This is a genomic window from Rhodanobacter humi, assembly GCF_041107455.1.
GTDB lineage: Bacteria > Pseudomonadota > Gammaproteobacteria > Xanthomonadales > Rhodanobacteraceae > Rhodanobacter_A.
Window position 1 is genome coordinate 1,276,683 of sequence record NZ_JBGBPY010000001.1, and the last position, 14,648, is coordinate 1,291,330.

Annotated in this window: 9 protein-coding genes; all 9 read right to left on the reverse strand. The window is 68.9% G+C overall.

Features of this window, described 5'->3' with window-relative positions; all coding sequences use genetic code 11:
* Positions 1–14: 14 nt before the first annotated feature.
* Positions 15–2,585 (reverse strand): beta-mannosidase, encoded by a 2,571-nt coding sequence (locus AB7878_RS05720; RefSeq protein WP_369495724.1) that lies wholly within the window; start codon positions 2,583–2,585, stop codon positions 15–17.
* 373 nt (positions 2,586–2,958) lie between these two features.
* Entirely contained in the window at positions 2,959–4,920 is a 1,962-nt protein-coding gene (locus AB7878_RS05725; RefSeq protein WP_369493432.1) for a serine hydrolase domain-containing protein, read from the reverse strand.
* A gap of 142 nt (positions 4,921–5,062) precedes the next feature.
* On the reverse strand, positions 5,063–5,575 hold the full coding sequence (gene ssb, locus AB7878_RS05730; protein WP_369493433.1) for a single-stranded DNA-binding protein: 513 nt from the start codon (positions 5,573–5,575) through the stop codon (positions 5,063–5,065).
* 310 nt (positions 5,576–5,885) lie between these two features.
* Entirely contained in the window at positions 5,886–7,070 is a 1,185-nt protein-coding gene (prpF, locus tag AB7878_RS05735; RefSeq protein ID WP_369493434.1) for a 2-methylaconitate cis-trans isomerase PrpF, read from the reverse strand.
* A gap of 29 nt (positions 7,071–7,099) precedes the next feature.
* Entirely contained in the window at positions 7,100–7,684 is a 585-nt protein-coding gene (locus AB7878_RS05740; protein ID WP_369493435.1) for a 2'-5' RNA ligase family protein, read from the reverse strand.
* Positions 7,681–10,290 carry a Fe/S-dependent 2-methylisocitrate dehydratase AcnD gene (gene acnD / locus AB7878_RS05745; protein WP_369493436.1) on the reverse strand — a complete coding sequence of 870 codons (2,610 nt, stop codon included), beginning with the start codon at positions 10,288–10,290 and terminating at the stop codon, positions 7,681–7,683. Before acnD ends, AB7878_RS05740 begins: the two co-directional genes overlap by 4 nt.
* A gap of 400 nt (positions 10,291–10,690) precedes the next feature.
* A complete protein-coding gene (locus tag AB7878_RS05750; RefSeq protein WP_369493437.1) occupies positions 10,691–11,380 on the reverse strand; it encodes a response regulator in 690 nt (229 codons plus the stop codon).
* Positions 11,377–14,049: an ATP-binding protein gene (locus AB7878_RS05755; RefSeq protein ID WP_369493438.1), complete on the reverse strand. Its 2,673-nt coding sequence runs from the start codon at positions 14,047–14,049 to the stop codon at positions 11,377–11,379. Before AB7878_RS05755 ends, AB7878_RS05750 begins: the two co-directional genes overlap by 4 nt.
* Positions 14,046–14,648: a potassium-transporting ATPase subunit KdpC gene (kdpC, locus tag AB7878_RS05760; RefSeq protein WP_369493439.1), complete on the reverse strand. Its 603-nt coding sequence runs from the start codon at positions 14,646–14,648 to the stop codon at positions 14,046–14,048. Before kdpC ends, AB7878_RS05755 begins: the two co-directional genes overlap by 4 nt.

Consider the following 14,648-nt stretch of genomic DNA (forward strand, 5'->3'; position numbering starts at 1 on the left):
GGCGGCGGCTGTTGTCACGGCGTGGCCACCGTGGCGCCGTACAGGCTGCGCAGCTGCAAGGCTTTGCGCAGCGCGGCGGCGTCGGCCTTGCTGTCCACTTGCAGTGTCACCCGTTCACCCGGCAGCAGATCGAAGGCATCGTCGGACAAACTCGCATCGAGATCGCCGAAGTCGACCCACACCTCGCGCGCGAAGTTCTTCGCGCTCACCGTGAGGCTGCGGCCATCGGCGAAAAGCTCCGCACGCAGGTCCGGATCGGGCAGAGCCAGATCCTTCGCCGGCCCGAAATACACGAGATGGCGGCTGAGCGGCTTGCCGTGATCCAGCAACTCGAACACCGCCACCGTGCGATGCGGATCGGCGCCGTGCAGCAGCTGCGCGTCGGTGTAGTCGCCGGCCGGCGTGCTGGCCAGCGCCGCCACCTGTGCGGGCTGCGTGTGTTCCCACACGGTCTTGCCGTCCATGTCCAGCACACGCACGCGCAGCTCGGCGGCCAGCGGCACGGTGCGATCGGAGACCAGCGACACCTGCGTGCGGCCATCCTTGCGGATCGCCACCACGCGCAACGGCGCGTAGAAACGCTTCGCGTGGTATTGCAGCGCCTTCCAGCGGCCGTAGTAATCCACGCTGGACCAGGTGACACCCGGCCACACATCGTCGAGCTGCCAGTACAGCGAGCCCATGCTCTGCGGCCGCGCGGCGCGCAGGTGCTCGGCGGCGAGCTGGATGCCTTCGGCCTGCATCACCTGGCTGAGGTACACCAACGCGGCGAAGTCCTTCGGCTTGCCGTACTCACGCTCCACGTACATCAAGAGACGCTGGTTGCCCTTGCCCTTGTCGAATTTCTGGTGCGCGCGCAGCACGGGCGAATCGATGGCGAGATCGGACGGATCGAGCACGCTGCGCAGCGTCGCCATCGACGGGAGGGATTGCAGGCCGTATTCGGACTGGAAGCGCGGCGTCACGTCGAGGTAAGCGCTGGCCGGCAGCGCGTCGCCCGACCACACGTTCCAGTAGTGGTAGTCGCCGTTGTCGAGCACGTTGGCCTTCGTGTCGTAGTCACTGCTCGGCGTGCTCGGCCAGTACGGCACGTCGGGCGACTGCGATGCGACCACGTCGCGCAGCGTGTGGTCGAACAGTTCGCGCATGCCCTGCTCGACGCGTGCGCTCTCGGCCTTGCCCTGCGCCTTCTTGAAATCCAGGCTGGTGCCCCAGGACTCCCACGCGGTCTCGACCTCGTTGTTGCCGCACCAGAGCACGATGGACGGGTGGTCGCGCAGGCGATCCACCTGCTGGATCGCCTCGGCGCGCGTGTTGTCGCGGAAGGCCGCATCGTAGGGCGGGATCGCGCCGCCGAACATGAAGTCCTGCCACACCATCAGGCCCAGCTTGTCGGCCTCGGCGTAGAACGCATCCTCGAGGTAATAGCCGCCGCCCCAGACACGCAGCATGTTCATGTTCGCGTCGCGCGCCGACTGCAACAGGTCGGCGATGCGCGCCGGCGTGACGCGGTTCGGGAAGCTGTCCATCGGGATGAAGTTCGCGCCCTTCGCGAAGATAGTCACGCCGTTCACCACGAACGCGAAGCTCCTGCCCCACTGGTCCTTCTCGCGCAGCAGCTCGACGCTGCGCAGACCGGTCTCGCGATCCGCGCTGGCCACGGTCTTGCCGTCCACCGCGACATCGACATGGAAGTCGTACAGGTTCGGCTTGCCGTATCCCACCGGCCACCAGCGTTGCGGATGCGCGATCTCGAACGGCAGGGACACTTCGTTGTCGCCGGCCTTGAGTGCCACGTCGCGCCGCAGCGATTGCGTGCCACCGTCCGGCGCGCGCCAGCGCAGCGTCACCTGTGCTTTGCCTGCCGCATCAGCGACGACATGCAACTGCGCCTGCAGCTGCGCCACATCGGCATCGACCCTGGGCTGCGCGACATGGAAACCGGCGAGGCGCAGCGTGTCCCAGCTCTCCAGCTTCACGTTCTGCCAGATGCCCTCGGTGACGATGCGCGGACCCCAGTCCCAGCCGTACTGGTAAGCGGCCTTGCGCACGTAGTTCGCCGTCTGCTTGCCTTCGGGTTCGTCGCCGAAGGCCGAGTCGAACTCGCCCGGCAAGGCATACGGCTGCTTCAGCAGCCAGGGCTGCAGCCGCGCGATCGGCGAATGCAGGGTGACTTCCAGCGTGTTCGCGCCCGCGTGCAGCCATGCCTTCGCCGGTACACGCCAGCGGCGGAACATGTTGTCGGCGGCGAGCAGCTTGTGACCGTTGAGCGTGACGTCGGCGAACGTGTCCAGCCCGTCGAACACCAGCTCGACGTGCCGGCGCGCCAAGGTGGCCGCATCCACGGTGAAGCTGCTGCGGTACTGCCAGTCGGCCAAGCCCACCCACTGGATCTTCGCCTCGTTGTCGCCGGCATAGGGATCGGCGACCAGCTTCGCGGCCATCAGATCGGTCTGCACCGTGCCGGGCACGGTCGCCGGCAGCCATTGCGCGGCTTGCGGATGCTCGGCGGCATGGCGGTCGCCGGGCGCGAGCCGGAACTGCCAGCCGGCGTCCAGCGACTGCGTCGCCAGCGGGGCCGCCATGCCAGGCAACGGCGCGACCAACGCCAGCACCAGCAATGCACTCGTCAGCCAGCGCCCCAAGTCGCCTGCCCGTCCATGCGTGCAGCGCTTCGTGGTTGCATCCACCGTGCGCCGCGCCATCCGATTTGCCATCGCCCGCCCCTCGTCTCGCCCGCCTGCCGGGAACGCCGCATGGCGCCCGGTCGCGGCGCCGTCACGGCCGTTGTCGTCATCGATTTAGATCGATCCATGTGGACGCTAACACCGACCCGGGCATGGCGCATGCCGCACTGCAATAAATCGGGCACGAAGTCGTGGAGCGACATCCCATGACCGCTTCAACCGATCCAAAGCATACCGTCGCCTGACGTGATCGCGGGCGCCGCGAGCCCGCTCAATAGTTCAAGTGCAGGCCCAGCAGATGCAGGCTGGCGACAAACCACAGCGTGGCGAGGCAGGCCACGAGCAGGGCCACGCTGTTGAGCTTGCGCCACCAGCCGCCCGGCACGCGCCACGCATGCCAGGCGTTCATAGCCGCCGCTGCGATGCCGAGGACCGCCAGCACGCCGACCAGTTGGATCAAGCGCAGCCGGCCGTCGAAGCCGCTGTCCATGCCCGCGACGTTCGCATCGAGGCGCGCCAGCACGCCGGCCCAGCCAGCGCATAACAGCAGCTGCAGGATCGCCGCCACGCGACTCAGCCGATACCAGAGTCGCGCCCGCCCCGTGAGCGCGAACGGTTTGCCGCAGGCACGCCGCACCAGCGCGGCCACCGGCCACAACAGCGCCGCGAGCGCGAACACCAGCACGATGATGGCCAGCAGCGGCAGGTTCCATGCCGCCGATCGCCAGGCCGGCACCGGCAGGAACACCATCACCGGCGAAACCGCGTCGATCGAGATCCAGCGTACCCGGCCCTGCTCCACCCGCGCGCCGAGCAGCTCGTGGCCATCCGCCGCGCGCCACAGGAACGGCGCCACTTCGCGCCAGTGACGCGGCTGGCCCGCGAGGTTGTGGAAATCCGGTGTCACCAGTTCGCCGTTGGCCGCCTGCTCGACACGCACCTGCGAGAACAGGCCGAGCATCGCCATGAAGTTCGACGCCGAGGCGCGGCTGTTCGCGTAGCGCCCCACCAGCAAGGCGCCATCCTTGCGCGCGCTCGCCAAGGCGGGTTGCGCCACTTCCGGCGGCGCCGGGAAATAGCGGTCGGTGAAACCGTCCAGCAGCTGCTTGCGCAGGCCGCCGTTGCCCGCGCCGTCGATGGCCACGAATACGCCCACGCCCTGCTGCGGGAACAGCGCCAGTTCGCTGTGGAACCACTGGGTGTCGCCGGCGTGACCGAGGATGTCCTGGCCGTTGCGATCCATGTGATAGAAGCCCAGCGCCATCGCGGGCAGGCCGGGCACCGCTGCGCGACGGTAATCGAACATCTCGCGCAGCGTGGCCGGTGCAAGGATCTGCGCACCGTTGTAGCTCCCGTTCTGCAGTTGAGCAAGCATGAAGCGCGCCATCGCCTCGCCGCTGGCCGACAGCGCACCGGCCGCCGCCGCGTTGACCAGCTCGAACGACTTCGCCGGCGCGCCGGCCTGCGCGTAGCCCTTCGCCATGTGGGGCGCCAGCGCGGCCGGCAACGGCTGGCGGAACGTTGCGTACTGCATGCCCAGCGGCTGCAGGATGTGCCCCTCGACGTAATCGTCGAACGGCTGGCCCGACACGCGCTGCACGATGTAGCCCGCCAGCGCCGCGCCGTAGTTGGAATACGCCGGCACCAGGCCCGGCGGATAGATCCGCCCGGGCACCCACTCCTTCACCCACGCCGCGTTGCCGAGCAAGTGCTGCGCATCGGACGCGAACAGGTTCCTGATCGTCTCCTCGAAACCCGGCGTGTGCGTCATCAGCTCGCGCAGCGTCACCGGCTGGCCGTCGCGCGGCGGTATCCTGAAATCGAGGTAGCGGTTCACGTCCGCATCGAGATCGAGCTTGCCCTGCTCGACCAGCTGCATCACCGCGGTCCAGGTGAACAGCTTGGAGATCGAGCCCACCCGGAACAGGGTCGTGGCCGGATCCACCGGCTGGCCCGTCGCCACGTCCGCATGGCCATAACCCTTCGCCAGCAGCACCTGGCCATCCTTGACGACCACCACCACCGCGCCGACGAGGTCGTTTTTCGCCAGGCCGTACGGCATCAGACCGTCCAGCCATGCACCGGCATCATCCGCCGTCAGCTGATGCGCACCCAGCGGCACCGGCTTTGGCGGCGCCTGTTCCGCCAGCGGACGAATCTCGATCTGCGCCGTCGCCGCCGTCACGAACATCGACAGCAGCAGGCAGAGGACAAATTGCGGCAAGCGATTCATGGCCCGGTTCCACGACGGCACGAGCGCCCATCCTGCCGTGGCGCACCCTCGGATTTCGTGAACGGGCTTCGGCAACGAGCGCCGCAAATGCGAAAGCCCGCCATCGCGGCGGGCCTTCGGATCGGGCAAGGTCGCGAAACTCCTAGAACGGAATGTCGTCGTCCTCGAAGCCGCCACTGTTGGCGGGCGCCGACGGCGCCGGGGCGCCGCCGCCACGCGGCTGGTTGCCGTAGCTGCCGCCACCCTGCTGGCGCTGGCCACCTTGCGGGCGCTCGCGCTGGAAGCCGCCGCCACCACCCGCGCCGCCTTCGCCACCGCCGGGACCGCCGAGCATCTGCATGTCGCTGGCGACGATGTCGGTGGAGTACTTCTCCACGCCGCTCTTGTCGGTGTACTTCTCGGTACGCAGCGAGCCTTCGATGTAGACCTGCCGGCCCTTCTTCAGGTATTCACCGGCGATCTCCGCCAATTTGCCGAACATCTTCACGCGGTGCCACTCGGTGCGTTCCTGGCGCTCGCCGCTCTGCTTGTCGGTCCAGCTTTCGGAAGTGGCCACGCTCAGCGTGGCGATCGCGGTGCCGCTGCCGGTGTAACGCACCTCCGGATCGTTGCCGAGGTTGCCGACCAGAATGACCTTGTTGATGCCGCGTGCCATGGATTCGCTTCCTGGTTGAGCCAGCCGCACGTGAGGTTGGATTGCGGCCGGGGTTGGTAGAGGGTGGCATCTTACCCTGTCGCCGGCCGGAAGCACGCGGCCGGCGCCGCGGGGCGCTGTCGGTCCCGGACGATCCGGCTGCACGTTTTCCTGCCAAAAGCCGGTCCACCGCGCGCCGCCGTGAAGGCCGCGCGGTGCAGGCCCGTTTGGCCCGTCGACCCGTGGACGGGCGGAGCCGCTCCGGAAGCGCTAGTCGATGCGCCGGGCCAGGTCGCCACCGCCGGATCGGGTCGGCGCCCCTCCGGCGGCCTCACCCCGCAGGCACGCGCACCCAGCCTTCCATCAGCACGCGCGCGCTACGGCTCATGACCGCCTTGGTGACGGTCCACGTACCGTCAGCCAGCACCGCCTCGGCACCCACCCGCAGCGTTCCCGACGGATGGCCGAAGCGCACCGCCTTCCGCTCGCCGCCGCCCGCGGCGATATTCACCAGCGTGCCCGGAATGGCCGCGGCGGTGCCGATGGCCACCGCCGCCGTCCCCATCATGGCGTGATGCAGCTTGCCCATCGACATCGCGCGCACGAGCAGGTCGATGTCGCCCGCCTGCACGGGCTTGCCGCTCGATGCGACGTAATCCGCCGGCCGGGCGACGAAAGCCACCTTGGGCGTGTGCTGGCGGGTGGCGATCCCGGCCAGCGATTCGATCAGGCCCATGCGCAGCGCGCCATGCGCGCGAATGGTCTCGAACATCGCGAGCGCCCTCGCGTCGCCGTTGATGGCGTCCTGCAGCTCGGTGCCGGTGTAGCCGATCGCGGCGGCCTCGACAAAGATCGTCGGGATGCCGGCGTTGATCATGGTCGCCCTGAGCGTGCCGACACCCGGCACGTCCAGGTCGTCGACCAGGTTGCCGGTGGGGAACATCGCGCCGCCGGCGCCCTCTTCTTCGGCCGCCGGGTCCATGAATTCCAGTTGCACTTCGGCTGCCGGGAACGTCACGCCATCCAGCTCGAAATCGCCGGTTTCCTGCACCGCGCCAGCGGTCATCGGCACGTGCGCAATGATGGTCTTGCCGATGTTCGCCTGCCAGATGCGCACGGTGGCGATGCCTTCGCGCGGCACGCGCGCGGGATCAACCAGGCCACCGGCGATGGCGAACGGACCGACCGCCGCCGACAGGTTGCCGCAGTTGCCGCTCCAGTCGACGAACGCTTTGTCGATCGCCACCTGGCCGAACAGGTAATCCACGTCGTGGTCCGGTCGCGTGCTTCTGGACACGATCACCGTCTTGCTGGTGCTGGAGGTGGCGCCACCCATGCCGTCGATCTGCTTGCCGTAGGGATCGGGGCTGCCGATCACGCGCTGCAGCAGCGCATCGCGCGCCGCGCCGGGCACCTGCGCCGCCTCGGGCAGGTCCTGCAGGCGGAAGAACACGCCCTTGCTGGTGCCGCCGCGCAGGTAGGTGGCGGGAATGCGGATTTGTGCAACATGCGACATGGGAATCTCCGGAAGGGCTCGCCGCCGCCTCAAAACAGGCCAGGCTGCGTGGCGGGTGGATCAATTTCAGGCAGCAATGGCCAGCGGCCGATGATGTCGTAGCGGTACGGATTGCCGCCACCGATGGCGAGACACAACTCGTCGATGGTCCATGCGACGGGCGGATCGAGCACGATCTTGTCCAGCGTATCGTGCGCGCAATAGCTCAAGGTCATGTGCGGCGTCACGCCAGTGGCGATGCGACCGAATCCTGCATGGCCAAGGTGGTCACGAACCTCCTGCAACAAGGCGGCAAACGCTTTCGGCACGCCACGCGCACGCATCGTCCAATGAATCCGGCCTGGCATGTCGGCCGGTCCGTCGATGCGGTTGAAATGCAGCGTGCACGAGGATGCGGAAACGGCTGAGCCAACCTGCAGCAACGCAGCGCATTCTTCCTCGGTCGGTGAAAAAATGCGCTCGGAAAACGACTGATGCCAATTCGCCGGTGCAAACAGCGCGCTTCGCAGACGCTTGTCCAGCCCAAGCCGTACCAGCAGAGCGCGCGTGTCATCCACCCATGCCGGCGGAGGCATGGCCATGAAGAACAAACGACGCTCCGCAATCCGGCTCATGCCGCCTGCGACGATTCGAGGAAATCCTGCGCGAAGCGCTGCAGCACGCCGCCCGCCTCATAGATCGACACCTCCTCGGCAGTGTCCAGACGGCAGGTCACCGGCACCTCGACGCGCTCGCCGTTCCTGCGATGGATGACCAGGGTGAGATCCGCGCGTGGCGTACGCGCACCGATCACGTCGAAGGTTTCGCTGCCATTGATGCCCAGCGTCTTGCGGTTCGTGCCCGGCTTGAACTCCAGCGGCAGCACGCCCATGCCGATCAGGTTGGTGCGATGAATCCGCTCGAACCCCTCGGCGACAATCGCCTCGACGCCCGCCAGCCGCACGCCCTTCGCCGCCCAGTCGCGCGACGAGCCCTGGCCGTAGTCGGCGCCCGCGATCACGATCAACGGCTGCTTGCGACCCATGTAGGTCTCGATCGCTTCCCACATGCGCATGACCTTGCCTTCCGGCTCCACGCGTGCCAGCGAACCCTTCTTCACTTCACCGTCGACCACGGCCATCTCGTTGAGCAGCGTGGGGTTGGCGAAGGTGGCGCGCTGCGCGGTGAGGTGGTCGCCGCGATGGGTCGCGTACGAATTGAAGTCCTCTTCCGGCAGGCCCATCTTCGCGAGGTACTCGCCCGCGGCGCTGTCGGGCAGGATCGCGTTCGACGGCGACAGATGGTCGGTGGTGATGTTGTCGCCGAGCACCGCCAGCGGACGCATGCCCGTGAGCGTGCGCTCGCCCGCGAGCGCGCCCTCCCAGTACGGCGGGCAGCGGATGTAGGTGCTCTGCGCACGCCAGGCGTACAGCGGCGTGGCGCGGGTGCCGGTGCGGCCGGTACGCGCGAACATCGGCTCGTAGATCTTGCGGAACTGCTCCGGCTTCACGCTGGAGGACACGATCGCGTCGATCTCCTCGTCGCTGGGCCAGATGTCCTTGAGCGTCACCGGCTGGCCGTTGGCGTCGATGCCGAGCACGTCCTGCTCGATGTCGAAGCGGATGGTGCCGGCGATGGCGTAGGCCACCACCAGCGGCGGCGAGGCCAGGAACGCCTGCTTCGCATACGGATGGATGCGGCCGTCGAAGTTGCGGTTGCCGGACAGCACGGCAGTGGCGTACAGGTCGCGATCGATGATCTCCTGCTGGATCGCCGGATCGAGCGCGCCGGACATGCCGTTGCAGGTGGTGCAGGCGAACGCCACGATGCCGAAGCCGAGCTTCTCCAGCTCCGGCAGCAGGTTCGCTTCTTCCAGATACAACTGCACGGCCTTGGAGCCGGGCGCGAGCGAGCTCTTCACCCACGGCTTGCGCGTGAGGCCGCGCTTGTTCGCATTGCGCGCAAGCAGTGCGGCCGCGATCACGTTGCGCGGGTTGCTGGTGTTGGTGCAGCTGGTGATGGCGGCGATGATCACCGCGCCATCGGGCATGTGGCCCGGCTGCTCCTTCCACTCGCCGGCGATGCCGCGCGCGGCGAGATCGGACGTGGGCAGGCGCTTGTGCGGATTGGACGGGCCGGCCATGTTGCGCACCACTGAGGACAGATCGAACGTCAGCGTGCGTTCGTACTGCGCATGGGCCAGCGTGTCGGCCCACAGGCCGGCGGCCTTGGCGTAGGTCTCCACCAGCTTGACCTGCTCGTCGCTGCGGCCGGTGAGGCGCAGGTAGTCGATGGTCTGGCCGTCGATGAAGAACATCGCGGCGGTGGCGCCGTATTCCGGCGCCATGTTGGAGATGGTCGCACGATCACCCAGCGTGAGGCTGGCCGCGCCTTCGCCGCGGAATTCCAGGTACGCGCCGACCACCTTCTGCTTGCGCAGGAACTCGGTGAGCTCAAGCACGATGTCGGTGGCGGTGATGCCGGGCTGGTGCTTGCCGGTGAGCTCGACGCCCACGATGTCCGGCAGGCGCATCCACGAGGCGCGGCCGAGCATTACGCTCTCCGCCTCCAGGCCGCCCACGCCCACGGCGATCACGCCGAGCGCATCCACGTGCGGCGTGTGGCTGTCGGTGCCCACACAGGTATCGGGATAGGCCACGCCCTTGCCGTTCTCATCGTGGCGTACCTGGATCACCGGCGACATCTTCTCCAGGTTGATCTGGTGCATGATGCCGTTGCCCGGAGGGATCACGTCGACGTTCTCGAACGCCTGCTTGGTCCACTCGATGAAGTGGAAACGGTCCTCGTTGCGGCGATCCTCGATCGCGCGGTTCTTCGCGAACGCATCCGGGTCGAAACCGCCGCATTCCACCGCCAGCGAGTGGTCGACGATCAACTGCACCGGCACAACCGGATTCACCTTGGCCGGATCGCCGCCGCGGTCGGCGATGGCGTCACGCAGGCCGGCCAGATCCACCAGCGCCGTCTGGCCGAGGATGTCGTGGCACACCACGCGCGCCGGGAACCACGGGAAATCGCGCTCGCGCTTGCGCTCGATGAGCTGCTTCAGCGACTCGACGAGGATTGCCGGATCGCAACGGCGCACCAGGTTCTCGGCAAGCACGCGCGAGGTGTACGGCAGCGCGTCATAGGCGCCTGGCCGGATCGCCTCCACGGCGGCGCGCGCATCGAAATAATCCAGCGACGCGCCGGGAAGGGGTTGGCGGTAGGCAGTATTCATGGATATCGGGAACCTTGGGAATGAACGCCCGGCTGGCGTGTCGACGGCGTATTTTAGCGGGTGGAAGCCCCTCCCTTGAGAACCCCGGCTTGACTGCCCTGCAGGGCGGCATCGACGGCGACCGCAAGGCGCACGAGGTGCGCATCCGGCAATGTGGGGCGCGGGCAGGCAAGCGCCGCGGTCCAGGGCAGACACCGGACATCGGTCGGCGTCCCGTCGTCACTGCCCGGGACCAGGCGGGCTTCGGTCCAGTCGCGCGATTTGCACCATGTACCCGGCGCGGCGCGACAGACAGGGACAGCACCACGCCACTGCCGCACGCGGGTACCGCCATGTACGCAACACCAGCCCGAACATGTCGCGGCCGGGCATGCCTTGGGCAATCTGAAGACCGAGCCGCTCAGCCCAGAAAGCGATAGCCCACACCCGGCTCGGTCTTCAGCCAGCGCGGCTGGGCCGGGTCGTCGCCCAGTTTCTGGCGCAGCTTGCCGATCACGATGCGCAGGTACTGGCTGTCGGCCACGTGGCTGGGACCCCACACCTCGCGCAGCAGCTGCGGCTGGGTGACCACGCGGCCAACGTGGCGCAGCAACAGCGCCAGCACGGCGTATTCCTTGCGGGTCAGCGCCAGTTCGGCGCCATCCAGTCGCACTTCGCGGCGGCCGAGATCCACGCTGAGCCGGCCGTCGTTCCAGCGCGGCGGCGCTTCCGGCTCGCCGGCCGGGCGCTGGCGCAGCAGCGCGCGCAGACGCGCCATCAGTTCCTGGATGCCGAACGGCTTGGTCACGTAGTCGTTGGCGCCGGCATCCAGTGCGCGCACCTTCTCGGTCTCGGCGTCGCGCACGGTGAGCATCAGCACCGGCACGCGGCTCCACTGACGCAACTCGGCCAGCACTTCGTGGCCGTCGCGGTCGGGCAGGCCAAGGTCGAGGATCACCAGGTCCGGGCTGCCGGTGGCGGCCTGCGCCAGGCCGTCCGCGGCGTTGGCGGCGAGCAGCACCTGGTAGCCCTCGGCGCGCAGGCCGATGTCGAGGAAGCGGCGGATCTGCGCTTCGTCGTCGATCACCAGGATGCGGGGGGAGGCGTTCATGCGGATTCGGTGGGCACGTCGGGCAGCGGCAGGCTGATGCGGATGGTGGTGCCGCCGCCCGCGCGCGGCAAGGCCTCCACGCTGCCGCCGTGCGCGCCGATCATGCCGCGGCAGATCGCCAGCCCGAGTCCGGTGCCTTGCGTGGCGCGGTCGCCGCGCGACACCGAATAGAACATGTCGAAGATGCGCGCGCGCTCGTCCTCGGGGATGCCGGGGCCGCGGTCGCCCACGTCCAGCAGCAGGCGTCCGCCCTCGCCGTGGACGCTCACCGTGACCGGCTGATCCGGCGGCGAGAAGCGCGCGGCGTTCTCCAGGATGTTGAACAGTGCCTGCTCGATCAGCGCGGGATGCACGTAGAGCAGCACGGTGTCCGGCGGCAACGCGGTGTCCACCCGCACCGCGGGGAACAGCTTGCGCAGGCGCGTCACCGCGGCGGCGACGATCTCGGCCACATCCACCCAGTCGCGGTTGAGCTTGAGCGTGCCGTGGCCGAGCCGGGTCATGTCCAGCAGGTTCTGGATGTAGCGATCCAGCCGCTGGCCCTCGCCAAGGATGGCCTCCAGCAGTTCGCGGCGCTCGGTTGGCGGCAAACGCTCCTCGTAGTCGACCAGGGTGCCGGCCGCGCCGATCATCGAGGACAGCGGCGAGCGCAGGTCGTGCGACACCGAGGACAGCAGCGCGCTGCGCAGGCGTTCGGTCTCGCCCTGCACGCGCGCGCCCTCCAGTTCCTCGGCCAGCCGGGCACGGGCCAGCGCCTGGCCGATGTCCTGCACCATCGCCAGCGCCAGGCTGCGGCGATCCGGATCGGGCTCGCCTGCATCGGCGGGAAAGCGCAGCGCGGCGACGCCCAGCCGCTGTTCCTCGCTGCCCAGCGGCAGCAGCCAGCAAGGCGCGGCGTTCAAGGTGTCGGTGTAGCGGCCCGCCGGCGTGGCATGACGCTCGCACCAGTCGGCGGCGGCCAGGTCCTGCGGCAGCAGGGGCAGGTCGTGCGGCTCCGCCGCCATCGGCTGCAATGCGCCGGCGGCGTCGCGCGCCAGTAGCGCGGCCTCGCAGGGCAAGGCCTGCGCCAGCGCCGCGGCGCCCACCGTGCGGATACCGGCGGCATCGGTGCTTGCGGCCAGCCGCTGGCCCAGCAGCAGCAGCGCGCGCGCCTGCACGTGCGCGGCACGCAGCGACTCCACCTGCTGCGCCAGCCGCGTGGCCAGCCGGCTGCACACCAGCGCGGCCAGCAGGAACAGGCATACCGCCAGCACGTCGTCGGGGCTGGAGATCTCCAGCGAATAGACCGGCGGGGCGAAGAAGAAGTTGTAGGAGACGAAGCAGAGGATGGCCGTGTAGACGGCCACCGCCATGCGCGTGCGCACCGCCACCACCAGCACGGCGGTGAGGAAGATCAGCGACAGGTTGGCCACCGACAGGTAGCGCTGGCCGACGAAGGCCAGCACCAGCGCACCCAGTGTGGCCAGCGTGGCGTAGGTGTATTCGCCGCGCCGGCCGAAGCCGCCCGGCGGCACCAGCCGCAGGCGCCGGCGCGAGGCCGCACGCTCGGCCGGCGTGGCGACGATGGTGAGCTCCAGGTGCGCGCCGCGGCGCAACAGCTGCTGGGTGAGCGAGCGGCCCACCATGCGTGCGAACAGGCGCTCGCGGGTACGGCCGAGGATGATCTGGCCGGCGCCCTCGCGATCGGCGTACGCCAGCAGCTCGTCGGCGACGGTGTGGCCACGCAGCACTGCCGTGTCGCCGCCCAGCCGCCGTGCCAACCGCAACGCGCTCTCCAGCTGTTCGCGCCGCGCGGCGTCCAGTTGCGCACCCCTGTCCACGAACACCACGCTCCAGGGCGCGCCACGCCGTTCGGCGATACGTCGCGCCACGCGCACCAGGTATTCGCTCTGTGCGTGGCCGTCGATCGCCGCCAGCACGCGGCGGCGCACCGGCATCGCCGTGCCACGCGCCAGCATGCTGCCGCGCAGGTCGCTCTCGACATGGCCGGCCACGGTGTCCACCGACAGCTCGCGCAGCGCGGCAAGGTTGGTGGGGGAGAAAAACGCATCCAGCGCCGCCGCGGCGGTTTCCGGCACGTAGACCTTGCCCTGCTTGAGCCGCTGGATCAGTTCGCGCGGTGGCAGGTCCACCAGCACGATGTCGCGTGCGCGGTCGAGGAAGGCATCGGGCACGCGCTCGCGCACGGTGATGCCGGTGATGCGCTGCACCTGGTCGTTGAGGCTTTCCAGGTGCTGCACGTTGAGCGCGGTATAGACCTCGATGCCGGCGTCGAGCAGTTCGGCGATGTCCTGCCAGCGCCGCTCGTGGCGGCCGCCGGGGAGATTGGTGTGCGCCAGTTCATCCACCAGCAGCACCGCCGGCTTGCGCGCCAGCGCGGCGTCCAGGTCGAATTCCTCGAACTCGCGGTCGCGGTAGTTCACCCGCCGCCGCGGCAGTACCTCCAGCCCCTCCAGCAGCGCCGCGGTCTCCACGCGGCCGTGGGTTTCCACCAGGCCCACCACCACGTCCACGCCCTGTTTCTTCAGCTCGCGCGCGGCCGACAGCATCGCCCAGGTCTTGCCCACGCCCGGTGCGGCGCCGAGGAAGATCTTCAGGCGTCGCTGCCGCTCGCCGTTGACGGCATCGAGCAAGGCATCGGCGCGGGCGTCGCGGGTGGCGTCGGTCATGCGCCTACGTTAGCGCCAACGTGGTGCTCCGGGAGCGCGTCCAGCGCCAGATTGAGTTCGAGCACGTTCACCCGTGGCTCGCCCAGCACGCCGAGCTGGCGGCCGCGCGTGCAGCGCGCCACCAGCGCCTGCACTTCGGCCAACGGCAGGCCGCGTGCGCGGGCCACGCGGGCCAACTGGTATTGCGCCGCCGCCGGGCTGATCTCCGGGTCGAGGCCGCTGCCGGAGGCGGTGACCAGCTCCACCGGGATCGGCGCGGTGTTGCCGGGATCGGCCGCCTGCAACGCGGCGATGCGCTGCCTCACCGCGTCGGCCAGGGCCGGGTTGGTCGGCCCGAGGTTGGACCCGTTGGACGCAGTGCCGTTGTAGGCCTGCGGCGCGGTGGCCGACGGCCGACCCCAGAAGTACTTCGATGCAGTGAACGGCTGGCCGATCAGCGCGGAGCCGATTGGCTTGCCGTCCTTCGCCAACAGGCTGCCGTTCGCCTGTACCGGGAAGACCGCCTGCGCCAGCCCGGTGACCAGCAGCGGATAGGCGATGCCGGTGATCACCGTCATCAGCAACAACAGCATCGCGGCATTGCGCAACATCCTGCCCAT